Origin of the sequence: Streptomyces sp. NBC_01689, from assembly GCF_036250675.1 — a bacterium.
Taxonomy (GTDB): domain Bacteria; phylum Actinomycetota; class Actinomycetes; order Streptomycetales; family Streptomycetaceae; genus Streptomyces.
Window position 1 is genome coordinate 8,570,778 of sequence record NZ_CP109592.1, and the last position, 25,866, is coordinate 8,596,643.

The following is a 25,866-nucleotide window of genomic DNA, read 5'->3' on the forward strand; positions in this document are numbered from 1 at the left end:
CACGACCGGTGGCTCGGTGGTCATCCCGTACGGGTGACCGTACGGGTGACCGTACGGGCATCCGATGCTAGCCCGGAGCGGTCGCGCCCAGGACCCCCGCCCGTGCGCCCTGACATTCCTCGAACATTCCGCTGACCCACCGCTCACCTGCGGCTTCCATGATCCCGTCATGACTGCCTCCGCACCTCCCGACATCCCATGTCCCGGCCGGCCCCCGGCCGGGCCGCCCGGCCTGCTGCACCGTCTGGGCCGCTGGTGCGCCCGGCACGCCCGCCGGGTGATCGTCGTCTGGCTGCTCGTCCTGGTCGCCGCGTTCGCGGCGGACCGGGCCTGGGGCGGCGGCTACGAGGACGAGTTCTCGCTGCCGGGCACGTCCGCGCAGCGGGGCGCCGATCTGCTGGAGGGGCACGGCAGCGATCTCAAGGGCGTCGGCGCGCAGATCGTCCTGCGGGCGGACGACGGCCTCGCCGCCCACCGGACCGCCCTCGACGCCGCGACGGCGAGGCTCGGCCGACTGCCCGGGGTGCTCACGGTCTCCGGTCCGCTCAGCACACCGGGCGCGGTCTCCGCGGACGGCGGGACCGGCTACGCCACGGTCCGGTTCGCCGCCAACCCGGCGACCTTCGACCGTTCGTACCTGGCGGGGGTCGACCGGGCCGTGGCGGGTCTGCGCGCCGAGCGGGTGAGCGTGGACTACGGCGGACCCCTCGGTCAGCTGGCCCGTCCCGCAGCCGCCGACGGGCGGTCGGAGGCGATCGGTCTCGTGACCGCAGTGGTCGTGCTGCTGTTCGGTTTCGGCAGCGTCGCGGCGGCCGGTCTGCCCCTGGTCACGGCGGTGGCCGGACTCGCCGGCGGGGTGGCCGTGCTCGGACTCGTGGCCGCGGCCGTCACCTTCGGTGCCACCGCGCCCACTCTCGCCACGATGATGGGGCTGGGCGTCGGTCTCGACTACGCGCTGTTCCTCACCACCCGCCACCGGGGCCTGCTCGCGTCCGGGGCCGGTCCGGAGGAGGCGGCCGGCCGCACCCTCGCCACCAGCGGCCGGGCCGTCCTGGTCGCGGCGGCGACGGTCGCCCTGGCGCTGGCCGGACTGTACGCCTCCGGCGTGTCGTTCATCGGCGGCCTGGGGGCCGCCGCCGGGATCGCGGTGCTCGTCGCCGCGCTCGCCTCGCTCACCCTGACACCGGCCCTGCTCGGGCTGGCGGGCGGACGTGTCGACCGGTGGAGCGTGCGCCGGCCGGTGGCCGAGTCCGAGGGGCATGACGACACCTGGCACCGCTGGGCCGCCACCGTCGGGCGCAGGCCCTGGCTCTTCCTCACCGCGGGCCTGCTGGTCCTCGGAGTCCTCACGGTCCCCGCCGCCTCGCTGCGGCTCGGCCACATCGACGCGGGCGCCGGCCCCCGGGACTACACCGAACGCCGGGCGTACGACCTGATCTCGGCCGGGTTCGGCGCGGGCACCAACGGCCCGCTCACCGTGGTCGTCGCCCTGGACGCAACCGGCGCGGACCCGGACCCGGTCGCGGCCACCGTGCGCACCGCGCTCTCCCGGACCCCCGACGTGGCCTCGGTCACCGGGCCGGCCGCCACCCCGGACGGCGGTCTGCTCACCGCCACGGTCGTGCCACGCCACGGGCCCGGGGACGCGTCCACCACGGCCCTGGTGCACCGGCTGGAGGACCAGGTGCTGCCGCGGGCGCTCGAAGGGACCGGGGCACACGGCCACGTCACCGGCACCACCGCCGTCCAGATCGCCTTCCGCGACACCCTGGTGGAGCGGCTGCCCTGGGTCGTCGGCGTGGTCGTCGGCGCCGCGTTCGTCCTGCTGCTCTGCGTCTTCCGCAGTCTGCTCGTGGCCCTCAAGGCCGCCGTGCTCAACCTGTTGTCGATCGGCGCGGCCTACGGTGTCGTGGTCGCGGTCTTCCAATGGGGCTGGGGCGGCTCCCTGTTCGGCGTGACCGAGCCCGTGCCCGTCGAGTCGTTCGTGCCGACCATGATGTTCGCCATCGTCTTCGGGCTCTCCATGGACTACGAGATCTTCCTCCTCTCACGCATCCGAGAGGTGTGGCTGGAGACCGGCGACAACGACGCGAGCGTGGCCGGCGGGCTGGCCGCGACCGCGCGGGTCATCACCTGCGCGGCGATCGTCATGACCAGTGTGTTCCTCGCCTTCCTGCTCTCCACCAACGTGGTGATCAAGATGATGGCGCTGGGGCTCGGGGTGAGCGTGGTCATCGACGCCACCCTTGTGCGCCTGCTGCTCGTGCCCGCCACCATGTACCTGTTCGGCAGGGCCAACTGGTGGCTCCCGCGCCCGCTCGACCGGATCCTGCCGCGGCTGGATCCCGAGGGGCCGGACCTGACCCGGCGGCCGGAATCGATGGCGGTCCGTGGTCCGGAGACGGTCTCATGAGGCGCCGTACCGTGACCGCCCTGGCGTGCGCGGGCGCGCTGGTCGCCCTTCCGGTGGCCGGCGAACTGGTCGCCCGTGCCGAGCTGCAGCACCGGATCCGCACCGCGGTGGCCTCCCGGGTGCCGGCCGGGAGCCTCGCGATCGGTCTCTCCTCCCGGCCGGCTCTGCTGCAACTGACCGACAGACGCCTGCCGTTCGTCGAACTGGACGCCACACACGCACGGGTCGGCCGGATTCCCGACGCCTCGTTCCACGCCCGGCTGGAGGGCGTACGGCTGACCGGCGGCGACCGGCGCGCCGAGGTGGCCTCGGCGCGGGTGACGATCCTGGTCCCGCCCGGCGCCCTGGCCGGACCGACCGGGGACTCCGGCGGCCTGCCGGTCACCGGGGCGCGCACCGACCCCCGACGGGACACCGTCACCCTGCTGTTCGGGCAGGGCGGCCTCGGAAGCGTGACCGTCCGGCCCGGCATCACGGGCGGACGCGTCCGGATGACGGTCACCTCGGTCGAGATCATGGGCAGGGCCGCCCCGGAGGCCGTGGCGCGACGGGTCCGCGACGCGGTCGCCGGGCGGGCCGGGCCGGCCGACTACCCGCTCGGCCTGCGCGCCACCTCGGCGCGGGTCGAGGTGGACGGCGTCCATGTCGCCCTCAGGTCGGACGGGCCCACCGCGCCGGACCCCGCGGACTGAAGGGACCGGCCCGGACACCGGCCCGGACACCGGCCCGGACACCGGCCCGGTGCGGGCCCGCCGGCGTGTGGCACGGCCGGTCGGCGTGCGACGCCCCGCCGGCCCGTCCCGTGCGGCCGGGAGGCAGTCGTGGGAGCGCCGGGGGCGGCTGTCCGGTGCCTGCCGGCGCCCGCCGGTTCAACCGCCCGCCGGTTCAACCGGCCGCCGGTTCAACCGCCCGCCGGTTCAACCGGCCGCCGGCAGGGTGAACTCGTAGACGAGCGCGTCCTGTTGGGCTTCCACGACAAGGTCGGTGATCTCCAGGGGCCGGTCGTACTGGTCGTGTACGCGGCGGGTGACCAGGACCGACTGGGGGAGCCGGGTGATCGCGTCCCTGTGGTGCAGGGTCAGCCCGGCACTGCGCATCCAGTCGTAGGCACGGCGCAGCTGCGCCGAGGCGGTGCCGTCCGCGCGGTCGCGGTAGCGGGCGAGTTCCTCGACCTCCGTCACCGCGACGGCGGAGAACGAGGTGACGGCCGTGCGCAGTCCGCTGCCGTCCGCCGCGGCCGACTCGTAGCGGTGCACGAGGGTCGGGCGGTGCGGCGCGAGCCCCAGCGCCTCGGCGTGCTCGGACGACGGCGCCTCCCAGGTCACGCTCGCGTGCCGGACGCCACCGGGCTCCCGGGTGTGCGCGCCCACGGGGAAGTCCAGCGACGGGATGTGCTCGGCGTGGCTGCCGGGCAGCGTCGCGTGGCTGCCGCGCCGGTCGGTGGAGACCAGCCCGGCCAGCCGCAGTTGCTGCAGCGCCTGGCGTACGGTCTCCCGGCTGACGCCGAACCGGGTGGCCAACTCCCGCTCTCCGGGCAGTCGTTCGCCGGGCGGAACGGTGCCGTCGCGCAGCTCACCGAGAAGCCGGCCGGCGATCCGCGAGTACCGGGGTTCGTGGTCGGAGGGGTGGGTGTCCTGCGCGGGTGCGTCGGACGGACGGATGTCGGACGGGTGGCTGGTGCGGGCCATGTCCGCGCCTCCTGCGTGGTGACTAGACGTAGCCGTGCGGGCTCGTTGCGCGACCAGATCTAGCATTGGTCTAAACCACGAGGGAAGGGCGGGCGGGAGGTTCGGCCGATTTCAGACCGCGCCCTCCCCGCGTTCCCGTGCCGCTCACAGCGCGCTGTAGAGGGCCGCCACGAGCGCCGTCTTCCTTGGGTCGTCGGCGATGTGCGGCCCCATGCGGTTCATGACGTACCCCAGGGAGACGGCCGCCTCGGGGTCGGCGAGACCGCAGGAGCCACCGAAGCCGTCGTGTCCGAAAGCCCTCGGGTTGGGTCCGTAGGACGCGTTGGCGCCGCTCAGCCACAGCCCGAGCCCGGCCTCCGTCTCGTGCGCGAACCCGGCGCCCAGCACCAGGTCCCGGCAACTGCCCTGTCCCTCACGCACCCGCTCCGCGGCCTCCGGCGAGAGGATCTGCCGGGAGCCGTACGACCCGCGCCCGGCGAAGATCCCGTACAGCGCGGCGATCCCCCGCGCCGTGCCGTGACCGTTCGCGGCCGGGATCTCCGCCGCTCGCCAGCGCGGGGTGTTCGCCTCGGCCGCGCCGACCGGCGGATTGGTCAGGGCGGCGACCGCCGCGGGTGCCAACTGGGCGAAGACCGCCGCCTGTTCGCTGTCCGACGCGGCCACCGGATGCACCAGTTCGGCCGTTCGCCCGGCCTCCTTCGCGGGCAACCCGACGGTGAAGTCGATCCCGAGCGGGCCGGTCACCTCCCGCTCCAGGAACGCGCCCGGCAGCAGCCCGGACACCCGCCGCACCACCTCGCCCACCAGATGCCCGAACGTGAGCGCGTGATAGCCGGACCGTGTCCCCGGCTCCCACCACGGTTCCTGGGCGGCGAGCCGGTCGACGGTCAGCTCCCAGTCGCAGAGCTGCTCGAAGGTGTGCGGCTCGCGCAACCCGGCCAGTCCTGCCCGGTGCGACAGCAGATGTCGCACGAGGACGGCCTCCTTGCCGGCCGCCGCGAACTCCGGCCAGTACGCTGCCACCGGTGCGTCGAGGTCGAGCAGCCCGCGGTCGGCCAGGATGTGCGCGCACAGCGCGGTGGGGCCCTTCGACGTCGACCACACGTTGACGAGGGTCTCGCGCTCCCAGGGGCGGGTCCCTCCCGCGTCGGCCCAGCCGCCCCAGAGGTCCACCACCGTCTCCCCGCCGAGGGTGACGGACACCGCCGCGCCCAGCTCACCGCGGTCGCGGAAGTTCTCCTCGAACGCCGTGCGGACCGCGGAGAAACGCGCGTCGCAGTGGCCGTGAACGTCGGGCACGGGCACGGGCTCGGACATGGAGACCTCCGTCAGTCGCAGGGACACCGCAGCCGAACATACCGACTGGTCGGACCATGTGGAAACAGCCACGCGCCACCTGTCCTCCGCCGGTCCGCGCCGCACGTGCTCCCACGTGGTGCGGTGTCCGCCGTCCCGTCATCACGGGCTCTTCCGGATGTCACCCAACACCCCTACGCTGCACGTCGGTTGACCACCGATGCGGGAGAGGCAGGGGGAACATGCGCAGACATGTGAGGGTGTTGACACGTACGGGGATCGCGGTGGCCATGGCGGGCGCCGCCGTCCTGACCACGTCCCCGGGGGCGGCTGCCGCGGACCTCTCGTACTCCGCCAGTACCTCGGTGGGCGTCCACAACTCCTACGACAAGGCGAAGTACCCGTACTTCGCGGACGCGCTGGACTCCGGCGCCGGGATGCTGGAACTCGACGTCTGGACCAACGTGTTCGGCGGCTCCTGGCGCGTCTCGCACGACAACCCGATCGGCAACGACAACAACTGCGTCAACGCGGCGAACGCCTCCGCGCTGCGCACCGGATCGCGCGACCGCGACCTCGCCGGCTGCCTCTCCGACATCAGGGCGTGGCACGACGCGCACCCGGGGCACCGGCCGGTCCAGCTGAAGATCGAGATGAAGGACGGCTTCGCGGCCAACATCGGCCGCGGACCGACCCAGTTGGACGCTCTGCTGACATCGAAGCTCGGCGACGCGCTGCTGCGCCCGGCCGACGTCACCGGGTCGCATCCCGATCTCGACTCGGCCGTCCGGGCGGACGGCTGGCCCGCCCGTTCGGCACTCGCGGGCAAGTTCGTCGTCGAACTGATTCCCGGCACCGTCGAGGAGAGCAACCCCTTCGACTCGCTCTGGACGGACCGCGAGTACGCCACCCACCTCCGCGACCTCGCCGCCGCCGGCCGGCTGCGCGAGGCGTCCGCCTTCCCCGCCGTGCACGGCGCCGCCGCGGGCGACCCCCGCACCCGCTACACCGACCCGACCATCCGCCCCTGGTTCGTGATGTACGACGGTGACGCCGCCGCCTACGCGGGCGGCACGATCGACACCGCCTGGTACGACGACCGGCACTACCTCGTCGTGATGACCGACGCCCAGAACGTGGCCCCCGCCATCGACGGCACCAACCCCACCCAGGCCCAGGCACTGGAGCGCGTCGCCCTCCTCGCCGCACGGCACGCCAGCGTGGTGTCGGCGGACTGGTACCCGCTGCCCGCCGTGCTCGCCACGGTCGTGCCGCGCGGCTCGGCGGGCTGATCACGACCTAGAGGCGGGAGGCGACCCAGTCCAGCTGGGTCGCCTCCTGGTAGGGGCCGCCGCCCTCGTGGTCGTTGAAGTCGTAGACCTCGATGGTCTTCTCCTCGTGCGCCCAGGCGTTGAACGCGGCGAAGACCGTGGACGGCGGGCAGGTCTGGTCCTCCAGGCCGGCCGAGAAGAGCGCGGGCGCGCTGCCGCGTGCCGCGAAGTGGACTCCGTCGAAGTAGGAGAGGGTGCGGCGGACGTCGTCGGTGCGGCCGCGGTGCGTCTTGAGATAGCTGCCGATCTCCCGGTACGGATGCCGGTCGGTCAGCGTCGTCGCGCGCGGGAAGTCGCACAGGAACGGCACATCGGGAGCGACCGCGGCCAGGTCGGGGACGAGACCGCCCACCGCGATCGTGATGCCGCCGCCCTGGCTGGCGCCGACGGCCGCGGTGCGCGCCGGGTCGACCAGCGGGTGCGAACGGGCCGCCTCCACCGCGCGCACCCCGTCGGTGAACACCCGGCGGTAGTAGTAGTTCACGGGCGCGTCGATGCCGCGTGTCATGTAGCCCGGATACGCGGGCGCGCTGCCCACCGGGTCCGGGGTCTCACCGCCGCCCCACGCGCTGCCCTGGCCCCGGGTGTCCATCACGAAATGCGCGAAGCCCGCGGACGCCCACAGGAGATGGGTGTGGGGGAGCCCCCGGCCGCCGCCGTACCCGACGAACTCGACGACGGCGGGCAGCGGCGCGTCGGCACCGGCCGGCAGGGTGAGCCAGCCCTTGACGGGGTGTCCGCCGAACCCGGCGAACGTGACGTCGTACACCTCGACGGTCCTGAGGCGGGTCTCCACGGGCTCGAAGCGGGCGTCCAGGCCGTGTTCGCGCGTCTCCCGGAGGGTCTCGGCCCAGAAGGCGTCGAAGTCCTCGGGCTCCGCGGAAGCGCTGCGGTACGCGCGGAGCTCGTCGAGGGGGAGGTCGAACAGGGCCATCGAGGACCACCTTTGAAGACGTCGAGGCTACGGATGATCACACCGTACGTGGGCCGCCCCAGGGTCGCCAGGCCCGATGCCGTGTCCGCCCGCGCCCCTGCCGGTCACCGGACACCGGGCCTCCCGCCCCGCGTCCCGTCGCCCATGCCGGAGGTGGACGCGCACGTCAGGGCGTGTGCGGCCGCCACTCCGGACCGGTGCGCTCCCAGGCCCGCTCCCACTCGGCGAGGCGGCGGCGTGCGGCGACCCGCCGCCCGGCGAAGTGGACGCCGACGACCACGGCCACCACCGCTCCGGCGGTGGACATCCCTGCCATCAACGTGTGTTGCCAGACGGCGGACACGTTCTCCGGGGGGCCGACCCGACGGCCGTCGGCGTCGAGCCAGACATGGGTGTGCTCACCCCGCCGGGCGCCCGCCGCGACCCTGGCCAGGCCGGTGTGCGCCCCCCCGCCCGGGTCCGTCCAGCCCACCCTCACCTGGTACGAGGGCTGCCGTCCGGTGGGTGAGGTCACCGCGGCGGGCGCGTCCTCGACGAGCACCGCGGCCACCCGGTGCCGTTCGGCCCGCTGTGCGGCGGCCCGCGCCCGCGCGTCGTCGTACACCCTGCATCCCACGGTCACCCCGGCCAGCGGCGCGCCGACGAGCAGCAGCACGACGACGGCCAGCAGTGCCCACGCCTCCACGACGTCCGAGCGCCGGCGCAACGCACTGCGCCGCCAGCGCCAGCCGCGTACCCGGGTACGCATCGCCACCTCCAAGCCCCGCTCCTGCCACGGCGTACCGCGTACGGCCGCGAGCGCCCACGGAGAACCCGTACGGAGATTCTGCCGCCGCACGAATGATCCGCACCCCCTGTGGAACCCGCGAAACACTTCGCTCGGCGGAACAGGAGCCACCATGACGCATGCCCGTCCAGAAGCACTCGACGCCCACTGGCGTGTGACCAACTCCCGTGCACGGGAGAGGGGGAGGTGATGAGCACCGGCACACGTTCCATCACCGTCGGCATCGACGGCTCGCCGACCGGTCTCGACGCCGCCGACTGGGCGGCCCGGGAGGCCAGGCGCCGCCGGCTGCCCCTGCGGCTGCTGCACGCGGGGACCGGGCCCGTGGTCTCCGGCCGGGTCCCGGACGTCGACGTGCCCGCCGGCCGCACCCGCACCGCACTCGACCGGGCAGCCATCCAACTCTCCTACGCGCACCCGGCGTTGGACATCATCGCCCGCAGTTCCCGGGCCCCCGCGGTACAGGCGCTGCTGGCAGCCGCCGCGGACACGGAGACCCTGGTCGTCGGTTCACGCGGTGCCGCCGGGTGCCCGGGGTTCCAGGTCGGATCGGTCGCCCTCGCCGTCGCGGCCCGTGCCGCACGCCCGGTCGTCGTGGTGCGCGCGGGCGAACTCCCCGAGGACGGGGAGACGCCCGGCACCGACGAGCCACCTTCCGAGGCGGCTCCCTGCCCGCCGGTGGTGCTGGGCCTCGACGTGGACCGTCCGGCCGCCGACCTGATCCGCTACGCGTTCGACACGGCCGCCTTCCGTTCGGCGCCGTTGCACGTGGTGCACGCGTGGACCCGGTCCGAGGCGTACCCCCTCGCGGCCCACGGCTCCCGGCCCGAGGGGACGGACGGGAACGGGGACGCCGAGCGCCGGGCCCTGGCCGGTACCCTGCGGCCGTGGCGCCGCGGGTTCCCCGGGACGACGGTCCGTGAGCACGTGGTCCAGGGCCCTCCCGGACCGCATCTCCTCAAGGCGTCCGCCCGGGCCGGTCTGCTGGTCGTGGGGCGCCGGTCGGGCACCGGGCCGGGCCGCGCCGTCCGGACGCTGATCCGGCACGCGCCGTGCGCGGTGGCGGTGGTCCCGCACGGCTGACGGGGGACCAGGACGTCGAGCCGGGGCCCGGATCGGGGTCCCAGCGAACCGGCGGGGTCACGTCCGGGCCGCGGACCACGCTCGCGGGGACCTGTGCCCGGCCCCGGCCCCGGCCCCGGCCCCGGACCCGACCCCGGCCCCGGACTCGGGCCCCGAGTCGGACCCGGCGTGCTGTCCCGAAAGGCGTACTCGGCCCGGAACCGGCGTGCAGACCGGGCTTGTTCAGCCGAACCGCTCGATGCGGATCCGGTCCACGGGCTGCCCCGCCTCCACCAGCAGCCGCGAGGCATGTTCGGCGAAGCCGTTGGACCCGCACACATAGGCCTCCCACCCACCGGAGGGCTGCTCCGCCACGAGCGGGGCCACATGTGCTGCCGTCAGACGTCCGACGGCCACCCCCTCCGGGGCACGACGGGTGAAGACCGTCGTGGTCTCCGCGCCGTACTCCCGCGCGTAGACCAGCTCCTCGGGGCTGCGCGCGGAGACGAGCAGCCGCAGCGGCACGTCCAGTCCCCGGGCCCGGTGGTGACGCAGCATCGACATCAGCGGTACGACACCGGAGCCGGCGCCGACCAGCAGCGCCGGCCGATCGCCGGGCCAGGCGAAGAACCCGCTGAGCGGGCCCCGGACCTCGATCGTGTCCCCGGGCGCGGCCACCGTGTGGAACCAGCCGGAGACCTCACCGTCCTCGACATGGTCGAGGGTGAGTTCGATGTGCCCGCTGTCGTCGGGCGGCGACGCGATGGAGTAGTGGCGCTGTGCCACATAGCCGTCCGCGGCGGTGAGCCGCAGCATCAGATGCTGGCCGGGCAGATGTCCCGGCCAGCCCGGCACCGCGAACCGGAAGGTGGCGGCGTGCGGTGTCTCCCGGCGGATGCCGGTGAGCGTGGCGTCGCGCCAGGTTCCGGCGGCCCCGCCGCTCACGGCGATGCGTCCGGGCACGGCGAAGCTCGTGACGGGGACGAAGGCCCCGGCCGTCCGGGGCGGGAGAGGCTTCGCGGGCACGAGGCCGTCCGGGGGCGTGGTCGTGTCAGTCACCGGAGTACCGCTGCTCCTCCCAGGGATTGCCGCGTGCGTGATAGCCGTTCCGCTCCCAGAAGCCGGGCTCGTCGTGGTCCAGGAGCCGCAGACCCGCGATCCACTTGGCGCTCTTCCAGAAGTAGAGGTGCGGCACGATCAGCCGGGCCGGGCCGCCGTGCTCGGCGGGCAGTGGCTGCCCCTCGTACTCCCAGGCGATCCAGGCACGGCCGCCGGTGAGGTCGGCGAGCGGGAGGTTCGTGGTGTACCCGGTGTGCGAGTAGGCCACCACATGGGTGGCGCCTCCATGGGGGCGCACCCGGTCCAGGAACGCGTCGAGCGAGACACCGCCGAAGCGCACCCCGAACTTGGACCAGCTCGTCACGCAGTGGATGTCGCCCTCGTACGCCGAGGCGGGCATCGCGTGGGCCTGCTCCCAGTCCCAGGTGCGCGGTTCCGCCACGAGACCGTCGATCCGGAACGTCCAGTCGGCGGCGGCGAGAGCAGGGGTGACCTCGGCGGAGAGCACGGGCCAGTCGTCGCCGGTGTCGTACTGGCCGGGTGGCAGCCCGGTGCGGTGGCCGCGGGGGCGGCCGGTGAATCCTCGGGTGACGTTCATGGGAGGGGCGCCTCCAGGCCGCCGGGAGCGGCGGCCCGCGGTTCGAGCCTGATCGGTCCGCACACGTCTGGGACGCATGCGCCCTCCACGGTACGCGGCCGCGCGCCGCCCTCCGTCCCCGGTCGCGGCGCCGATCGTTGCGGACGTGTGAACGCCGGGGAGGCCGGGGAATAGTGGCGGGGTGATCGTCCTTGCCCCCCATGCGGCCCCGGTGCGCCCGCCACCGGTGACCGCGAGGAGAGCGAGGAAGCAGGATGCCCAAGGCGTACGTCTTCACCCGGTACGGCGGCCCCGAGGCCGAGGCCCTGGTGGAACAGGACCGGCCCAGCCCGGGACCCGGTCAGGTTCTCGTCGCCGTCCGCGCGGCGGGCGTGAACCCCGTCGACTGGAAGCAGCGGACGGGCTACCGCCGTCCCGGAGCCGCGGCCCGCGACCTGCCGGCCGTGTTCGGCAACGAGGTCGCCGGAGTGGTCGAGGGCACCGGCCCCGGCGTGACCGGCTTCGCGGTGGGGGACGAGGTCTTCGGCAGTCCGGTGGCCGGCGCCTACGCCGAGTACGTCCTGCTCCCCACGACGGTGACCGCCCACAAGCCCGCCGCGCTCTCGTTCACGGACGCGGCGACGCTGCCCGTCGCGGCGGCGACCGCGTACGACGCGCTCCACCAGCTGGGCCTGCCCTCCGGCGCGACCCTGCTGATCACCGGCGCGGGCGGCGGCGTGGGCGTCGCGGCCACGCAGATCGCGCACGTCCTCGGGCTGCGGGTGATCGGGGTCGCGAGCGAGGCCAAGAAGGACTTCGTCGAGTCGCTCGACGCGGTGCACGTCCCGTCCGGTACCGGGCTGGCCGAGCGGTTGCGGTCGGTGGCACCGGACGGGGTGGACGGTGTCCTCGACCTGGTCGGGGGAGGGGTGCTGGAGGCCGCGGCGACGCTGCTGTCCGACCGGACGAAGCTGATCACCGGCGCCGACCGGGAGACGGTCGCGCGGCTCGGCGGAGCGGGCATCGAACGTGCCCGTACGGCCGCCGTCCTCGACGCGGTGGCAGGGCTCGTGGTCGACGGCCGGCTGCGGCCCTTCGTCACCGGGACCTACCCGCTGGACCGGGCGGCCGAGGCGCTGCGCACGGTCGAGGAAGGTCATGTCCGCGGCAAGATCGTGATCGAGGTCGCCCGATGAGCGAGTTCCGGAACGCGGCCGCGCACCCGCTGGACAACCCCGCCCTCGGCGCGCTGACCGGCCCGCACGCCCACTTCGCCGAACGCCGGGGCCGCGTCCTGCGCTACCCCGTCGACGTGTCGCCGTGGCTGGCGCTGCCCGATGCCCCCGACGCGGACGACTGGGCGGACCTCGCGGCCCTGGTGGGTCCCGGCGGCGAGGCCCCGCTGGCCGGCTTCGACGGGCCGACCCCGGACGGCTGGGAGCTGACCTTCAGCATCGACGGGGTCCAGCTCGTCGACGCCGGGCTCGCGGCGGCGCCGGACGCGGAAGCGGTACGCCTCGGCCCCGCCGACGTACCGGAGATGCTCGACCTGGTGGAGCGCACCAGGCCCGGCCCCTTCCTGCCGCGCACCGTCGAGCTCGGCACCTACCTCGGCATCCGCCGGAACGGCGCGCTGATCGCGATGGCGGGGGAGCGGCTGCGCCCGCCGGGCTGGACCGAGATCAGCGCGGTCTGCACCGACCCGGACTTCCGGGGCGAGGGCCTGGCGTCCCGGCTGATCCTCGCCGTCGCCCACGGCATACGGGAGCGGGGCGAGACGCCGTTCCTGCACACCGCCGCCGGGAACACCGGCGCGATCCGGCTGTACGAGTCCCTGGGCTTCGAGCTGCGCCGCACGACCCGTTTCCTCGGCGCGCGGGTACCCGAACACCTGGTGGACGGTCAGGCCGTCGGAGCCCGCTGACGCCCGGGACCGCGGGCGCCGGGCGACGCACGGGGGCCGCCCGGCGCCCCGCACGGCCCGTGGGAGGTGCCGTAGGAGGCGCCTCCCACGGTGGGTCCCTCCCGGTGGTGAGCGCCGTGGGCGCACTTCCCGCCGCCGGATCCTCCGCCGGAAGGGGACTCCTCAGCTCTCCGGCGTCCTCGTGACGGACGCCCCGGGCGTCGTGGACGCCGTGTTGTAGCGCACCAGATAGGCGGCGAACCGCTCCAGGTCCTCCGCCGGCCAGTCCGCGAGACGCTCGCGGAAGGCGACTCGGCGGCTCTCCGTGACCTGGGCGAGGATGCGGGTGCCCGCCTCCGTCAGCTGCAGCACCTGGACCCGGTGGTCGTCCGGGTCGATCCGGCGCTCGATGAGGCCGGTCCGCTCCAGCACCGCCACCTGACGGCTCACCGTGGACTTGTCCAGCGCGTAGTGCGCGGCCAGGTCGGTGGCGCGACAGCCGCCGCTCTCCTCCAGGTGGCCGAGCAGGGTGTACGAGACGAGCGACAGCTCCGGGTGCATACGTCCGGCCGAGGCCCGGGCGCGCCGCGCGAAGGCCGTCATCTCACGCTGGATGGTCTCGACGGCCGCACCGGTCCTGACACCGGCCGCCGCACCGGTCCTGACACCGGCCGCCGCATCGACGGCCGCACCGGTACGGGCACCGGCGGCGGTGGTGACGACGGTCTCGTCCGGCCCTTCGGCTGCCTTCATGGGACCTCCCTCCCTCTCTTGGTTGTATAGTACAACTTGATAGATGGTTGTATATGCCAATCAAAGGAGGCTCCGTGCTCACCGGACTGCGCTCACCGACCCTGCGCCATGTGCTCACGCACCTGGTCACCCCGTTGCTGATGTGTCTCGGTATGGGACTGGCCTATATGGGCGCGTTCGTCACGCCCGCACCGCACCACCTTCCGGTCGCCGTCGTGGGCACCGGCGCCGAGACGAAGGTGTTCGCCCAGACCGTCAAGGACGCGGCCGGGAACCAGCTCGACGTACGGACCGTGGCGACCCGCGCCCAGGCGGTGGACCTGCTCAGGTCCCGTGACATCACGGGCGCCTACGTGCCGCGGGCCACGTCGCCCGAACTCGTCGTCGCGACCGCCGCGTCCGACATGGGCGCCACGGCCGTGGAGAAGGTCTTCACCCCCGTCGCCGCCCGGCAGGGCGCGGTACTGAAGGTCACCGACGTCGCCCCGCCGGTCGCCGACGACCCCACGGGCCAGGGCCTGTTCTTCCTCCTGATCGCACTGAGCATCGGGTCCTACGCGTCCGTCGCCGCACTCGGCGCCGCCGGCGCGGAACTGCCGCTGCGGATACGGGCACTGCTCGCGGTCGGGGTCTCGGCGGTGGTGAGCGCCATCGGCGCGCTGCTCGCCGGACCCGTGTTCCACCTCGCCCACCACGACCTCGCGGGCGTCTGGGGCATGGCCTGGCTCTACTCCGCGGGCATCCTCTTCGTCGGTGTGGGCCTCCACACCTTCCTCAGGCGCTGGACCACCCTCGCCATGATGGTGCTCTTCGTGATGCTCAACTTCACCAGTTCCGGCGGCCTGTTCCGGCCGGAGCTGCAGAACGGCTTCTTCGGCGCGCTGCACTCCTTCTGGAACGGTGCCGGTTTCGTCGAGGGCGTCCGCAGCCTCCTCTACTTCGACCGTGACGGACTCACCGGTGACGTGGGGACATTGGTCGGCTGGCTGGCCGTCGGAGTGCTGGCCACGTGTGTCGCCGGTGCCGTCGAGCGCCGCCGCGCCCGAGGGGCCGTACGCGCGGAACCGGTGACCGGGCCGCCGGCGGAGGGGGAACTCGACGGCTCGGCGCGGGAGCGGCAGCGGGAGGCCGCGCAGGAGCGGGAGACGGCGGAGGAACTGGAGGAGTCGGTCGCCGTCTGACGGTTCCTGTAGGGTGAACGTCCCGGCTGTGGAACGCCCCAGCCCAGGAATCACCGAGGAGGTGGGACCCATCACCGCACGTTCAGGACGGGTGCTCCCTCCCCGGATCGACGCGGCCCACCGCCGATAGGTGTCCGCGGGAGCGCCCTTCGGCTCACCGAAAGGCCCTCGGCTTCCATGCCCCCTCTTCTCGATCCCGATTCCGTCGTCTCCGCCCTCCGCGCCGCAGGCTGTGTCTTCGCCGAGGACGAGGCGGAGTTGATACTCTCCGCCGCCCGCACCCCGGACGAGGTCACCGCCATGGTGGACCGGCGCGTCTCGGGTCTTCCCCTCGAACACGTCCTCGGCTGGGCCGGGTTCCACGGCCTGCGCGTCTCGGTGGAACCCGGTGTGTTCGTGCCGCGCCGCCGTACCGAGTTCCTCGTCGACCAGGCCGTCGCCCTGGCGGGGGAGGTCTCCCTGATCGTCGATCTGTGCTGCGGCTCGGGCGCGGTCGGCGCCGCGCTCGCCGCGGCCCTCGGCCGGCCGGAACTGCACGCCGCCGACATCGACCCGGCCGCCGTGCGCTGCGCCCGCCGCAACGTCGAGCCGTTCGGGGGTGTGGTCCACCAGGGCGACCTGTACGGCGCTCTGCCCGGGACCCTGCGCGGTCGCGTCGACGTCCTCGCCGCCAACGTGCCGTACGTCCCCACGGACGAGGTCGCTCTGCTGCCGGCCGAGGCGCGTGACCACGAGCCGCGCACCGCCCTGGACGGCGGCGCGGACGGCCTCGACATCCTGCGCCGGGTAGCCGAGGAGGCGCCCCGCTGGCTGGCGCCCGGCGGCAGCGTCCTGGTCGAGACGAGTGAGATCCAGGCACCCCTGGCCGTGGAGACCTTCGCGCGCAGCGGCCTGATCGCCCGGCTCGCCGTCTCCGACGAGATGTACGCCAACGTCGTCATCGGCACGAGGCCCTGAGCGGCGGCCGTCCGAGGCCGTGATCCGGGCGGGCGTACGCCGGGCGCCGTGTTGCGGATGGCCGCGTTCCGGGCCGTCGCATGTCGGGCGGTCGCGTTCCGGCTGGTCGGACTCCCGGTGACCGGGATCCCGCACGACGGGGTCCGGTCACCGGTCCGCCTTTGCCTGTCCGCCTTCGCCTGTCCGTCGTTTCCCGTCCGTCGTTTCCCGTGCGCCGTCTCCCGTCCGTCGTCGGCTTGCGGACCCGTTCGTCGCGCGGGTGGCCCAGACCCGAGAGGCTCCCGCCCGGACCGACGTTCCGTCGCGCGCCGAGTGACCTTCCCCATTGTGCAACTAGTTGCATAAGCTGTGGCCCGTCGTCTACAACAGACGTACGACACCGCGCACGGAGGGGCCGATGAGCCGTTACCCGCACCTGCTGAACCCGCTCGACCTGGGATTCACCACGCTGCCGAACCGCGTCCTCATGGGCTCCATGCACGTGGGTCTGGAGGAGGCCGAGCGAGGCTTCGAACGGATGGCGGAGTTCTACGCCACCCGGGCGCGCGGCGGCGTCGGCCTCATGGTCACCGGTGGCATCGCGCCCAACGACGCCGGGCGGCCCTACGAGGGCGGCGCGAAGCTGACCACCGAGGCCGAGGCCGACCAGCACGCCGGGATCACCGCCGCGGTGCACCGCGAGGGCGGGCGGATCGCCCTGCAGATCCTGCACTTCGGGCGGTACGCCTACCACCAGGACCTGGTCGCGCCCAGCGCGCTGCAGGCGCCGATCAGCCCCTTCACGCCGCACGCGCTCACCGACGCCGAGGTCGAGCAGACGATCGAGGACTATGTGCGCACCGCCCGCCTCGCACAGCGGGCCGGCTACGACGGCGTCGAGATCATGGGCTCCGAGGGCTATCTGATCAACGAGTTCATCGCCGTGCAGGCCAACCGGCGCGAGGACCGCTGGGGCGGCTCCTACGAGAACCGGATGCGCTTCCCCGTGGAGATCGTGCGCCGGGTGCGCGAGGCCGTCGGAGCGAACTTCATCATCATCTACCGGCTCTCGATGCTGGACCTGGTGCCGGGCGGCTCCTCCCTGGACGAGGTGATCACTCTCGCCCGGGCCGTGGAGGCCGCCGGAGCCACCATCATCAACACCGGTATCGGCTGGCACGAGGCCCGTATCCCCACGATCGCCACCTCCGTGCCGCGCGGCGCCTACGCCTGGGTGACCAAGAAGGTGATGGGCGCCGTCTCGGTGCCGCTCGTGACCACCAACCGCATCAACACCCCCGAGATCGCGGAGCAGTTGCTCGCGGACGGCCACGCCGACATGGTGTCGCTCGCCCGGCCGATGCTCGCCGACCCCGACTTCGTCGCCAAGGCGGCGGCGGGTCAGCCGGAGGCCATCAACACCTGCATCGGCTGCAACCAGGCCTGCCTCGACCACACCTTCAGCGGCCGGATCACCTCGTGCCTGGTCAACCCGCGGGCCTGCCACGAGACCGAGCTGGTCCTCGCCCCGACCCGGCTGCGCAAGCGGGTCGCCGTCGTCGGCGCCGGCCCGGCCGGACTGGCCTGCGCGGTCTCGGCGGCCGGGCGCGGCCACGACGTCACGCTCTACGACGCCGCCGGCGAGATCGGCGGCCAGCTGAACGTGGCCCGCAAGGTGCCCGGCAAGCAGGAGTTCGACGAGACGATCCGGTACTTCCGGACCCAGCTCGAACGGCTCGGCGTGGACGTGCGGTTGAACACCCGCGTCACCGCCGCGGACGTCTCCGGCCACGACGAGGTGGTGGTCGCCACCGGCGTGCGTCCGCGCACCCCCGAGATTCCCGGGGTGGACCACCCCAGTGTCGTCGGGTACCTCGACGTCCTGCGGGACGGCGCCCCCGTCGGCGACCGGGTAGCGATCCTCGGGGCCGGCGGCATCGGCTTCGACGTCGCCGAGTTCCTGACCGACGGCGGCGACAAGGCGAGCGAGGACCCGGCGACGTACTTCCGCAACTGGGGCGTCGACATGGACTACCGCGCTCCCGGCGGCCTCGGCGCGCCCGAGCGGCCCGCGCCGCCGCGCACCGTCCATCTCCTGCAGCGCAAGGCCTCCAAGGTCGGCGCCGGGCTCGGCAGGACCACGGGCTGGATCCACCGCACCGAGCTCAAGCACCGGGGCGTCACCATGGTTCCGGGCGTCCGGTACGACCGGATCGACGACGCGGGACTGCACGTCACCGTCGACGGCGCGGGCCAGGTCCTGGAGGTCGACACCATCGTGCTGTGCACCGGGCAGGAGCCCCGCCGCGACCTGTACGAGGAGCTGTCCGCCGCGGGACACAGCGTGCATCTGATCGGCGGCGCCGACGTGGCCGCCGAACTGGACGCCAAGCGGGCCATCAAGCAGGGCACGGAGCTGGCCGCGGCGCTGTAGCGCCCCGGGCACGCACGAGCGCGAGGGACGTCCCGGGGGGCGGTCCTCCCTAGGATGAAGCCATGTCTCTCCCGCACGCGATCCTCACCGCCCTGCTCGAAAGGCCCTCGTCGGGACTCGAACTCACCCGGCGGTTCGACAAGTCGATCGGCTACTTCTGGTCGGCGACGCACCAGCAGATCTACCGCGAGCTGGGCAGGCTGGAGTCCGAGGGGTACATCCGCGCCCTGCCGTCCGCGCAGCCCGCGCGGGGGCAGAAGAAGAGCTACGAGGTGCTTCCGGCGGGCCGCGACGAACTGGCCCGCTGGACCGCGGTGAGTCAGGAGCCCAAGCCCCTGCGCGACACGATGCTGCTGCGGCTGCGGGCCTCGGCGGTCGTCGGGACCGTCGGCATCGAACCCGATCTGCGCCGCCATCTTGCCCTTCACCAGCGGCAGTTGGCGGAGTACGAGGAGATCCAGGAACGGGACTTCCCGCCGGGCAGGGACACTCCCCAGGACCGTCTGCGGCACCTGGTGCTGCGGGCCGGCATCGACCTGGAGACCTTCTGGACCCAGTGGTTGAGTCATGCCCTGGAGGAGTTCGAGCACTTGGAGGGCACGTCCGCGCGGGGCGGGGGGAGCGCGGGGTCCGCACCGGACGCGGCCGAGGGGAACGGGCTCGCGTCGGGCTGACGCGGGGACGGCCGGTCTGCTCCGGACGGCGGTCGCCCCCGGAGGGGCGTTGGTCGGCGGGCGCGGCGGACGCCGAGGTCGCGACGGCTGTCGCACCCGCCGTGACCACGGTCGGCGGAAGTGCGGCGGTCACCGCCCGCCTCACCCGCCCGTCGTCACGGACCGTTCCGCCGAGAACCCTCCCCAGGTGCCGTCCGGCAGTTTCGGCCGCAGCCGCACCCGGTACGAGACCCCGGCGTCCCGGCCGACGTAGAAGCTGTACGTGGACCTGCCCCGGGGAGGCGTGCCGCCCCAGACGAGCGAGGTGGCCTGGTGTCCGTCCAGGTCGATCCGGTACTCCGTGATCACGCCGTCCGTGCGGGGCGGGAGCCAGGAGAGGTCGAGGTAGTACGCGCCGTCCCTGCGGTGGGAGGTGACGCGGAAGCCGGTCGGCGCGGTGCCGCGGCCGTCCCCCGTGCCCGGTTCGGTGGCCAGCCGTACGGCGGCGCTCGCGGGGGAGAGATTGTCGGCCGCGTCGCGGGCCCTGACGGTGAAGGAGTAGTCGGTGCCGGGACGCAGCCCGGTGACCACTGTCGCGGTCTGCGCGCCGCCGACGCTGTGGATTTTCGACCCGCCCTGGTAGATGTCGTACGAGGCCACCCCGCGGGCGTCGCTGGACGGCGACCACTCCAACTGCGCCGCCCGGCTCCCGACCGCCTTGCCGCTCGGCCGGCGGGGACGGCTCGGCGGGGTACGGTCCGCGGCGACCGCCGCCGGTGTGGTCGCGCGGACCTCGGCGCTCGGCGGCCCGGGATTGCCCTCGGCGTCCACGGCGCGGACGGTGAAGACGTAGGTGGTGGACGGGGCGAGCCGGGTGACGTCCACCATGTGCTCGGCACCGGGCACCCGGTCCACTTTCGTGGTGCCGCGATATACCTCGTAGGCGGTGACCTCCGGCTTTCCGGAGAGCCGGTTCCACATCACGTGCACGCTGGTCGAACTGCCCGCCGCCGCGGTGACCCCCATCGGGGCCGGAGGCAGCGGTACGCCGGCGCCGTCGGCACCCCCGGCGCACGCGGTCAGGACGAACAGCGAGCCGCACACCAGGGCGGGGACAACGCGTCGCACGGGTCTGCCTCCCCTCGACGGGATTGGTCTGTACCTATAAGACACGGCGGGGACGGCCGCATCAAGAGGACGGGTGCGTGTTCGTGGGACCGTCGCGGGCTACGTATGCTGATCCCTGACGCGGCGCGAACTCACCTGCCGTTCATGGGAGTTCGTGCTCATGGCGCGGACCGCTGTCGTCGCTGTCCCCGCGCCGGCGAGGGCGGCCGAGCGGCCCGGGCCCACCGAGGCCCGGGCCCTCGGCCGCGGCACGCACCGGCCGGTCTGCCGTGCTCCTTCCGGCCCTCCCGGGTGGCCGTTCCCCGGGCCGCGCACCAGATTGGGTGAAAACCCGTGCAGGTCTCCCGGGAGAGGGTCCCCATCGTGCGTGCTCTGCGTGCTTCGCATGCCCTGCGTCTGCGGTCGCTCACGCTGGTCGCGGCCGGTGCCGCCGTGCTCCTGCCCGCGACGTTCGCCGCCGCCGACCCGGACCCCACCGCGCCCGCGGTGGGGGAGGGAACCGTGCGGGCTGCCGACCTCCTCGCCAAGGTGCGCGACTGCGTTCCCGTGTCGAAGGGGCGCTACCGCACCGACGAAGGCTCCCGCGCGCGGATCCCCGTCTGCGGGGCGCCGGGGGTGGTCTTCTGGAAGGCGGACATGGACATCGACTGCGACGGGCGACCCGGGGACCTGTGCAACGGCCGGAACGACCCGACCTTCTCCGCGGCCACGGCCTTCCGGCAGACGGACGGGCGCTATCTGAGCGCCGAGACCCTCCCGTACGTCGTGGTGCCCGCGCCCAGCGACGTGTGGGACCACCGTGACCAAGGCATCGGCGGCGGGTCGGTGGTCGCCGTGATCTACCGGGACCGGGTCCAGTACGCGGTCGTCGGGGACACCGGTCCGCGCCGCATCATCGGCGAGGCCTCGTACGCCACCGCCAAGGCGCTCGGGATCAGCGCCGACCCCCGGAACGGCGGAACGGCCACCGGGGTCACCTACATCGCCTTCACGAACTCCCGTGTCGAGCCCATCGAGAGCCACGCGGCCGCCGTGGCCGAGGGCGACCGGCTGGCCAGGCTGTTCCTGCGGGACGGCTGAACGGCGGCACTCTCCCGGAGCCCACCGGGCTCCGGGAGAGTGCCGCCGGAGGCGCGGCGGGACGAGCCGACTTCGGTCCCGGTCCCCCCGCACCGCCCGTCCCGTCCCGTCGTGTCCGCCTCGCGGCGCGTGGATTCAGCCCTTGCGGTAGGTGTACGCCTCCCCGGCCGCCGCCTCGACGGCCGCGAGGTCGGCTCCCGCCGAGGCCGTGACGACCGCCGCCACCGCGCCCTCGACGAACGGCGCGTCCACCAGGCGCGTGCCGTCGGGCAGTTCGTCGCCCTCCGCGAGCAGCGCCTTCACCGTGAGCACCGCGCTGCCCAGGTCCATCAGGACGGCCACCCCGGCGCCCCGGTCCACGGACGCGGCAGCCGCCGAGATCAGTTCGGCGCTGGTGCCGAGGCCGCCGTCCGCCGTGCCGCCCGCCGGAGCGACGGGCGCGGTCGTGCCACCGCCCGCGAGTCCGGTGGCCAGTTCGGCGACCGAGGCGGCGACGGCCGCGCTGTGCGAGACGAGCACGATGCCGACCAGCCGGTCCGCTTTGTTCCCCGAGTCACTCACCGGAGGCCTCCACGAGCGCGCCGATCAGCAGGGACGACGAGGTGGCGCCGGGGTCCTGGTGCCCGATGCTGCGCTCGCCCAGATAACTCGCCCTGCCCTTGCGTGCCTGCAGCGGGATGGTGGCGGCGGCACCCTCCTCCGCGGCCGCGGCCGCCGCGGCGAAGGAGTCGGAGAGCGCGTCCACGGCGGGCACCAGCGCGTCGATCATCGTCTTGTCGCCGGGTGCGGCCCCGCCCAGCGCCATGACCGCGTCGACGCCCGCCCGCAGCGCGTCGGCGAACTGTTCCTCCGAGACCTCGGCGGCCTCCCCGAGAGCCTTCCCGGTCCGGCGCAGCAGGGTGCCGTAGAGAGGTCCCGACGCGCCGCCGACCGTGGAGATCAGCCGGCGTCCGGCGAGTGTCAGGACGGCGCCGGGGGTGTCCGGCGCGTCCTTCTCCAGCACGTTCACCACCGCGGTGAACCCCCGCTGCAGGTTGCTGCCGTGGTCGGCGTCGCCGATCGGCGAGTCCAGAGCCGTGAGCCGCTGCGCCTCACGGTCCACCGATGTGGCGGTGGCCGCCATCCAACGGCGGAAGAAATCGGCGTCGAGCACAGAATCTCCTTGCGTGGTACCTACGTGGGGCCGATGAGAAGAGTTGGGCGTGGCCGAGTCGGTGGGCCTGGCCGCGGTCCCGGTCCGCTTGGCGGCGGCCGGTTCACACGCCCCAGCGCAGCCCCGGTGTCCGTACCGGCGCGTCCCACAGGCGCAGCAGTTCCTCGTCCACCTGGCACAGCGTCACCGAGGCGCCGGCCATGTCCAGCGAGGTGACGTAGTTGCCGACCAGTGTGCGCGCCACGGGGATCCCGCGCTCGCCGAGCACCCGCTGCACCTCCGCGTTGAAGCCGTACAGCTCCAGCAGCGGGGTCGCGCCCATGCCGTTGACGAGGACGAGGACGGGGTTGCGCGGGCTCATGTCCTCCAGGATCGCGTGCACGGAGAAGTCGGCGATCTCCCGCGAGGTCATCATCGCGCGCCGCTCCCGGCCGGGCTCGCCGTGGATGCCGACGCCCAGCTCCAGTTCCCCGGCGGGCAGGTCGAAGGTGGGGCTGCCCTTGGCCGGGGTGGTGCACGCGCTGAGCGCGACTCCGAAGCTCCGGGAGTTCTCGTTCACCTGACGGGCCAGCGACTCCACCCGCTCCAGCGGGGCGCCCTCCTCGGCCGCGGCGCCGGCGATCTTCTCCACGAACAGTGTCGCGCCCGTGCCGCGCCGGCCGGCGGTGTAGAGGCTGTCGGTGACCGCGACGTCGTCGTCGACCAGCACCTTGGCGATCCGGATGCCCTCGTCCTCGGCGAGTTCGGCGGCCATGTCGAAGTTCAGCACGTCACCGGTGTAGTTCTTCACGATGAACAGCACGCCCTCGCCGCTGTCCACGGCGGCGGCGGCCCGCACCATCTGGTCCGGCACGGGCGACGTGAAGACCTCGCCCGGACAGGCCGCCGACAGCATCCCGGGGCCGACGAACCCGCCGTGCAGGGGCTCGTGGCCCGATCCGCCGCCGGAGACGAGGCCCACCTTCCCGGCCACCGGGGCGTCACGCCGGACGATCACGCGGTTCTCTACATCCACCGTGAGGTCCGGGTGCGCGGCCGCCATGCCCCGCAGCGCGTCCGCGACCACGGTCTCCGCCACGTTGATCAGCATCTTCATGGGTACCTCCTGGTGTGCGTAACAGGGGAGCCCGTGACCTGCGTTCCCGCCTGTTCGTTGGGTGTGCGGAGGGTGTTCGGTTGCGGCGGAGCGGCGGTGCCGAGGGCTCGTCACTGCGAAGTATCGGTCTTGGAAGGGCGATGGTCACGTGTACCGACACGCTCGGGTCGGTCCGGGTCGGCCCGTGTCGCCCGTCGGCCGGTCCGGCCGGCCCGCGTGTTCGTGTCGCCGGCCCGCCGTGGAGCCGGGTCCGGTCGGCAACTGACCGGTGGGGCAGTGGATTTCCCTCGTCCCGACGGGTGCACGAGGAGCGATGAGAGGGCAAGGGGCGGGACGGACATGGTGTGGCGTGGCTGGCGGGGCAGGTACGGCCGGGTGCTGGCGGCGGCGGTCGGCGTGACCGCGGTCGCGGTCACCACTTCGGTGTGGAGCGCGCAGGCCGGGCCGGTCGGGAGCCGGCCGGGCCGCGTGGCGGCAGCGGCCCGGGCCGCCGTGCCGGAGGCCCAGGGTCCCGCGCGGGCGCCGGAGTCGGTGCCGGTGGCCATCGCGCACGCCTCGGACCGCGGGGCCCGCGGCGTCAACATCACCGTCGACGACGGCCCGGACCCGGTCTGGACACCGCGGATCCTGGCGGTGCTGCGGGAGTACGGCGTGAAGGCCACGTTCTGCATGGTGGGACCGCAGGCCGAGGCGCACCCCGGTCTGGTCAGGGCGGTGGTCGCGGCCGGGCACCGGCTGTGCGACCACACCGTGTCGCACGACACCGCCATGGACACCCGGTCCGAGTCGTACCAGTCCCGGCAGATCCTGGACGCCGAACGCATGATCACCAAGGCGTCCGGGGGTGTCCGGCCGCAGTACTACCGGGCCCCGGGCGGCGCCTTCACCCCGTACAGCCGCGAGCTGGCCGCCTCGCACGGGATGCGGCCGCTCGGCTGGAACGTCGACTCCAAGGACTTCGAGCGGCCCGGCACCGACGCGCTGGTCGCCACCGTCAAGCAGGAGATCCGCAACGGCCCGACCGTGCTCTTCCACGACGCGGGCGGCGACCGCTCCCAGACGGTCGACGCCCTGCGCGAGATCCTGCCGTGGCTGAAGCGGCGGGGGTACTCCTTCGGTTTCCCCGTGCGCTGACCCGCGCAACGGCCGATCAGGGGCGCTCGTCGTGGACCCGGAGGGTGCCCCGGTCGTTCTCCCGCAGCGCCCGGCCGATGATCAGACGCTGGATCTGGTTGGTGCCCTCGAAGATCTGCATGACCTTGGCCTCACGCATGTAGCGCTCGACCGGGAAGTCACGGGTGTAGCCGGCGCCCCCCAGGACCTGGACGGCGTCGGTGGTGACCTTCATCGCGTTGTCGGTGGCGATCAGCTTGGCCACGGAGGCCTCGCAGCTGAACGGCAGCCCCTGGTCCTTGAGGCGCGCCGCGGCCAGCGTGGTGGCGCGGGAGGCCTGCACGGCCGCCGCCATGTCCGCGAGGACGAAGGCCAGCCCCTGGTGCTCGATGATCGGACGGCCGAAGGTCTCCCGTTCGCGCGAGTAGCGCAGCGCGTGGTCCAGCGCGCCCTGGGCGAGGCCCGTGGCGACCGCCGCGATGCCGAGCCGGCCGCAGTCCAGCCCGGCGAAGGCGATCGCGAGCCCCTGGCCCTCCTCGCCGATGCGGTGCTCCACCGGAACACGGGCACCCTCCAGGCGCACGGTGGCGGTGGCGGAACCGGTCAGTCCCATCTTGTGCTCGGGCGGGTCGGCGATGACGCCGGGGGTGTCGGCCGGGACGAGGAAGCAGGAGATGGCCCGCGAGCCCGCGTCGGAGGTCCGCGCCATGACCGTGTAGAAGTCCGCGTGTCCGCCGTGCGTGGTCCAGGCCTTGGCACCGTCGAGCACGTAGTGGTCGCCGTCCCGGACGGCCCGGGTACGCATCGCCCCGGGGTCGGACCCGGCGTGGGCCTCGGACAGGCAGTAGGCACCCAGCAGCTCCCCGCCGAGCATGCCGGGCAGCCACTTCGACTTCTGCTCCTCGGTGCCGAACGCGGAGAGACCGAAGCAGGACAGCGCGTGCACCGAGACGCCGACCGCGACGCTGGCCCACACCGCGGCGATCTCCTCCACGACCTGGAGGTAGACCTCGTACGGCTGGCCACCGCCGCCGTACTCCTCGGCGTACGGCAGGCTCATCAGGCCGGCCCGGCCGAGGGTGCGGAAGACCTCGCGGGGGAACTTCTCCTCGGCCTCGGCCTCGGCTACGCGCGGGGCGAGCTCCTTCCCGGCGAGTTCGCGGGTCAGACCGATCAGGTCGACGGCTTCCGGGGAGGGCAGCGTGCGGGTGGCTGGCATGGCGGTTCCTCGGTCGCTCGGGGAATTAATGATACGGCGATCGATACAACAGTATCGTTTTTGGTACCGT

At 73.6% G+C, this 25,866-nt stretch carries 24 protein-coding genes; 12 read left to right on the forward strand and 12 right to left on the reverse strand.

Going from position 1 to position 25,866, the window contains the following annotated elements:
* The first annotated feature begins 277 nt into the window (after positions 1-277).
* Positions 278-2,413, forward strand: a complete 2,136-nt coding sequence (locus OG776_RS36775; protein ID WP_329323251.1) for an MMPL family transporter — start codon at positions 278-280, stop codon at positions 2,411-2,413.
* The gene (locus OG776_RS36780) at positions 2,410-3,105 is read left to right on the forward strand and encodes an LmeA family phospholipid-binding protein (protein ID WP_148014410.1); all 696 of its coding nucleotides are present in this window, start codon (positions 2,410-2,412) and stop codon (positions 3,103-3,105) included. Before OG776_RS36775 ends, OG776_RS36780 begins: the two co-directional genes overlap by 4 nt.
* 225 nt (positions 3,106-3,330) lie before the next feature.
* On the opposite strand, the gene OG776_RS36785 is transcribed toward OG776_RS36780, so the two are convergent.
* Both OG776_RS36785 and OG776_RS36790 read right to left on the reverse strand, forming a co-directional pair.
* The gene (locus OG776_RS36785; RefSeq protein ID WP_148014409.1) at positions 3,331-4,101 is read right to left on the reverse strand and encodes a GntR family transcriptional regulator; all 771 of its coding nucleotides are present in this window, start codon (positions 4,099-4,101) and stop codon (positions 3,331-3,333) included.
* A 144-nt stretch (positions 4,102-4,245) separates the two neighbouring features.
* Positions 4,246-5,418, reverse strand: a complete 1,173-nt coding sequence (locus OG776_RS36790) for a serine hydrolase domain-containing protein (RefSeq protein ID WP_329323254.1) — start codon at positions 5,416-5,418, stop codon at positions 4,246-4,248.
* A gap of 221 nt (positions 5,419-5,639) precedes the next feature.
* Between OG776_RS36790 and OG776_RS36795 the strand changes: the two genes are divergently transcribed.
* The gene (locus tag OG776_RS36795) at positions 5,640-6,689 is read left to right on the forward strand and encodes a phosphatidylinositol-specific phospholipase C domain-containing protein (RefSeq protein ID WP_443077303.1); all 1,050 of its coding nucleotides are present in this window, start codon (positions 5,640-5,642) and stop codon (positions 6,687-6,689) included.
* A 7-nt stretch (positions 6,690-6,696) separates the two neighbouring features.
* Here the strand turns inward: OG776_RS36795 and OG776_RS36800 are convergent, their stop codons facing one another.
* Entirely contained in the window at positions 6,697-7,662 is a 966-nt protein-coding gene (locus tag OG776_RS36800) for an acetylxylan esterase (protein WP_148014406.1), read from the reverse strand.
* A gap of 166 nt (positions 7,663-7,828) precedes the next feature.
* On the reverse strand, positions 7,829-8,410 hold the full coding sequence (locus OG776_RS36805) for an Rv1733c family protein (protein WP_329323256.1): 582 nt from the start codon (positions 8,408-8,410) through the stop codon (positions 7,829-7,831).
* Positions 8,411-8,638: 228 nt separating this feature from the next.
* Between OG776_RS36805 and OG776_RS36810 the strand changes: the two genes are divergently transcribed.
* Positions 8,639-9,532, forward strand: coding sequence for a universal stress protein (locus tag OG776_RS36810; RefSeq protein WP_329323258.1), 894 nt, complete (start codon positions 8,639-8,641; stop codon positions 9,530-9,532).
* 222 nt (positions 9,533-9,754) lie between these two features.
* On the opposite strand, the gene OG776_RS36815 is transcribed toward OG776_RS36810, so the two are convergent.
* Both OG776_RS36815 and OG776_RS36820 read right to left on the reverse strand, forming a co-directional pair.
* On the reverse strand, positions 9,755-10,537 hold the full coding sequence (locus OG776_RS36815; RefSeq protein ID WP_148008472.1) for a ferredoxin reductase: 783 nt from the start codon (positions 10,535-10,537) through the stop codon (positions 9,755-9,757).
* A 25-nt stretch (positions 10,538-10,562) separates the two neighbouring features.
* Positions 10,563-11,168: a sulfite oxidase-like oxidoreductase gene (locus OG776_RS36820; protein WP_148008286.1), complete on the reverse strand. Its 606-nt coding sequence runs from the start codon at positions 11,166-11,168 to the stop codon at positions 10,563-10,565.
* A gap of 254 nt (positions 11,169-11,422) precedes the next feature.
* Between OG776_RS36820 and OG776_RS36825 the strand changes: the two genes are divergently transcribed.
* Together OG776_RS36825 and OG776_RS36830 are read left to right on the forward strand one after the other, a co-directional pair.
* Positions 11,423-12,343: an NADP-dependent oxidoreductase gene (locus OG776_RS36825; RefSeq protein ID WP_329323260.1), complete on the forward strand. Its 921-nt coding sequence runs from the start codon at positions 11,423-11,425 to the stop codon at positions 12,341-12,343.
* Positions 12,340-13,071 (forward strand): GNAT family N-acetyltransferase, encoded by a 732-nt coding sequence (locus OG776_RS36830; protein ID WP_148008288.1) that lies wholly within the window; start codon positions 12,340-12,342, stop codon positions 13,069-13,071. The genes OG776_RS36825 and OG776_RS36830 overlap by 4 nt, the downstream gene beginning before the upstream one ends.
* Positions 13,072-13,233: 162 nt before the next feature.
* On the opposite strand, the gene OG776_RS36835 is transcribed toward OG776_RS36830, so the two are convergent.
* Positions 13,234-13,653, reverse strand: a complete 420-nt coding sequence (locus tag OG776_RS36835; RefSeq protein WP_187285554.1) for a MarR family winged helix-turn-helix transcriptional regulator — start codon at positions 13,651-13,653, stop codon at positions 13,234-13,236.
* A gap of 203 nt (positions 13,654-13,856) precedes the next feature.
* Between OG776_RS36835 and OG776_RS36840 the strand changes: the two genes are divergently transcribed.
* The 4 genes from OG776_RS36840 (at position 13,857) to OG776_RS36855 (ending at position 19,028) form a co-directional block, all read left to right on the forward strand.
* The gene (locus OG776_RS36840; protein WP_187285541.1) at positions 13,857-14,984 is read left to right on the forward strand and encodes a hypothetical protein; all 1,128 of its coding nucleotides are present in this window, start codon (positions 13,857-13,859) and stop codon (positions 14,982-14,984) included.
* Between the two features lie 177 nt (positions 14,985-15,161).
* A complete protein-coding gene (locus OG776_RS36845; RefSeq protein WP_148008290.1) occupies positions 15,162-15,941 on the forward strand; it encodes a putative protein N(5)-glutamine methyltransferase in 780 nt (259 codons plus the stop codon).
* Between the two features lie 397 nt (positions 15,942-16,338).
* A complete protein-coding gene (locus OG776_RS36850) occupies positions 16,339-18,354 on the forward strand; it encodes an NADPH-dependent 2,4-dienoyl-CoA reductase (protein ID WP_148008291.1) in 2,016 nt (671 codons plus the stop codon).
* A gap of 62 nt (positions 18,355-18,416) precedes the next feature.
* The gene (locus tag OG776_RS36855) at positions 18,417-19,028 is read left to right on the forward strand and encodes a PadR family transcriptional regulator (RefSeq protein WP_329323264.1); all 612 of its coding nucleotides are present in this window, start codon (positions 18,417-18,419) and stop codon (positions 19,026-19,028) included.
* A gap of 141 nt (positions 19,029-19,169) precedes the next feature.
* On the opposite strand, the gene OG776_RS36860 is transcribed toward OG776_RS36855, so the two are convergent.
* Complete coding sequence (locus OG776_RS36860; protein WP_261994456.1) at positions 19,170-20,135, reverse strand: fibronectin type III domain-containing protein; 966 nt, start codon at positions 20,133-20,135, stop codon at positions 19,170-19,172.
* 390 nt (positions 20,136-20,525) lie between these two features.
* On the opposite strand from OG776_RS36860, the gene OG776_RS36865 reads away from it, so the two are divergent.
* Positions 20,526-21,215 carry a glycoside hydrolase family 75 protein gene (locus OG776_RS36865; RefSeq protein ID WP_329323804.1) on the forward strand — a complete coding sequence of 230 codons (690 nt, stop codon included), beginning with the start codon at positions 20,526-20,528 and terminating at the stop codon, positions 21,213-21,215.
* Positions 21,216-21,350: 135 nt separating this feature from the next.
* On the opposite strand, the gene OG776_RS36870 is transcribed toward OG776_RS36865, so the two are convergent.
* From OG776_RS36870 to dhaK, 3 genes are all read right to left on the reverse strand, one after another.
* Positions 21,351-21,776, reverse strand: a complete 426-nt coding sequence (locus OG776_RS36870; protein ID WP_148008293.1) for a PTS-dependent dihydroxyacetone kinase phosphotransferase subunit DhaM — start codon at positions 21,774-21,776, stop codon at positions 21,351-21,353.
* A complete protein-coding gene (dhaL, locus tag OG776_RS36875) occupies positions 21,769-22,368 on the reverse strand; it encodes a dihydroxyacetone kinase subunit DhaL (RefSeq protein WP_148008294.1) in 600 nt (199 codons plus the stop codon). The genes OG776_RS36870 and dhaL overlap by 8 nt, the downstream gene beginning before the upstream one ends.
* Before the next feature lie 103 nt (positions 22,369-22,471).
* The gene (gene dhaK, locus OG776_RS36880) at positions 22,472-23,464 is read right to left on the reverse strand and encodes a dihydroxyacetone kinase subunit DhaK (protein ID WP_329323268.1); all 993 of its coding nucleotides are present in this window, start codon (positions 23,462-23,464) and stop codon (positions 22,472-22,474) included.
* A 339-nt stretch (positions 23,465-23,803) separates the two neighbouring features.
* Here dhaK and OG776_RS36885 point away from each other — a divergent pair, with 339 nt between their 5' ends.
* Positions 23,804-24,598, forward strand: a complete 795-nt coding sequence (locus OG776_RS36885) for a polysaccharide deacetylase family protein (RefSeq protein ID WP_148008296.1) — start codon at positions 23,804-23,806, stop codon at positions 24,596-24,598.
* A 16-nt stretch (positions 24,599-24,614) separates the two neighbouring features.
* Here the strand turns inward: OG776_RS36885 and OG776_RS36890 are convergent, their stop codons facing one another.
* The gene (locus OG776_RS36890; RefSeq protein WP_148008297.1) at positions 24,615-25,796 is read right to left on the reverse strand and encodes an acyl-CoA dehydrogenase family protein; all 1,182 of its coding nucleotides are present in this window, start codon (positions 25,794-25,796) and stop codon (positions 24,615-24,617) included.
* Between the last annotated feature and the right edge of the window lie 70 nt (positions 25,797-25,866).

Excerpts from the sequence above, each read along its gene's own strand:
- OG776_RS36780 (WP_148014410.1), top strand. The coding sequence starts at position 2,410 with ATGAGGCGCCGTACCGTGACCGCCCTGGCGTGCGCGGGCGCGCTGGTC.
- OG776_RS36785 (WP_148014409.1), bottom strand. The coding sequence starts at position 4,101 with ATGGCCCGCACCAGCCACCCGTCCGACATCCGTCCGTCCGACGCACCC.
- OG776_RS36790 (WP_329323254.1), bottom strand. The coding sequence starts at position 5,418 with ATGTCCGAGCCCGTGCCCGTGCCCGACGTTCACGGCCACTGCGACGCG.
- OG776_RS36795 (WP_443077303.1), top strand. The coding sequence starts at position 5,640 with ATGCGCAGACATGTGAGGGTGTTGACACGTACGGGGATCGCGGTGGCC.
- OG776_RS36800 (WP_148014406.1), bottom strand. The coding sequence starts at position 7,662 with ATGGCCCTGTTCGACCTCCCCCTCGACGAGCTCCGCGCGTACCGCAGC.
- OG776_RS36805 (WP_329323256.1), bottom strand. The coding sequence starts at position 8,410 with ATGCGTACCCGGGTACGCGGCTGGCGCTGGCGGCGCAGTGCGTTGCGC.
- OG776_RS36810 (WP_329323258.1), top strand. The coding sequence starts at position 8,639 with ATGAGCACCGGCACACGTTCCATCACCGTCGGCATCGACGGCTCGCCG.
- OG776_RS36820 (WP_148008286.1), bottom strand. The coding sequence starts at position 11,168 with ATGAACGTCACCCGAGGATTCACCGGCCGCCCCCGCGGCCACCGCACC.
- OG776_RS36825 (WP_329323260.1), top strand. The coding sequence starts at position 11,423 with ATGCCCAAGGCGTACGTCTTCACCCGGTACGGCGGCCCCGAGGCCGAG.
- OG776_RS36830 (WP_148008288.1), top strand. The coding sequence starts at position 12,340 with ATGAGCGAGTTCCGGAACGCGGCCGCGCACCCGCTGGACAACCCCGCC.
- OG776_RS36835 (WP_187285554.1), bottom strand. The coding sequence starts at position 13,653 with ATGACGGCCTTCGCGCGGCGCGCCCGGGCCTCGGCCGGACGTATGCAC.
- OG776_RS36840 (WP_187285541.1), top strand. The coding sequence starts at position 13,857 with ATGCCAATCAAAGGAGGCTCCGTGCTCACCGGACTGCGCTCACCGACC.
- OG776_RS36845 (WP_148008290.1), top strand. The coding sequence starts at position 15,162 with ATGCCCCCTCTTCTCGATCCCGATTCCGTCGTCTCCGCCCTCCGCGCC.
- OG776_RS36850 (WP_148008291.1), top strand. The coding sequence starts at position 16,339 with ATGAGCCGTTACCCGCACCTGCTGAACCCGCTCGACCTGGGATTCACC.
- OG776_RS36855 (WP_329323264.1), top strand. The coding sequence starts at position 18,417 with ATGTCTCTCCCGCACGCGATCCTCACCGCCCTGCTCGAAAGGCCCTCG.
- dhaK (WP_329323268.1), bottom strand. The coding sequence starts at position 23,464 with ATGAAGATGCTGATCAACGTGGCGGAGACCGTGGTCGCGGACGCGCTG.
- OG776_RS36885 (WP_148008296.1), top strand. The coding sequence starts at position 23,804 with ATGGTGTGGCGTGGCTGGCGGGGCAGGTACGGCCGGGTGCTGGCGGCG.
- OG776_RS36890 (WP_148008297.1), bottom strand. The coding sequence starts at position 25,796 with ATGCCAGCCACCCGCACGCTGCCCTCCCCGGAAGCCGTCGACCTGATC.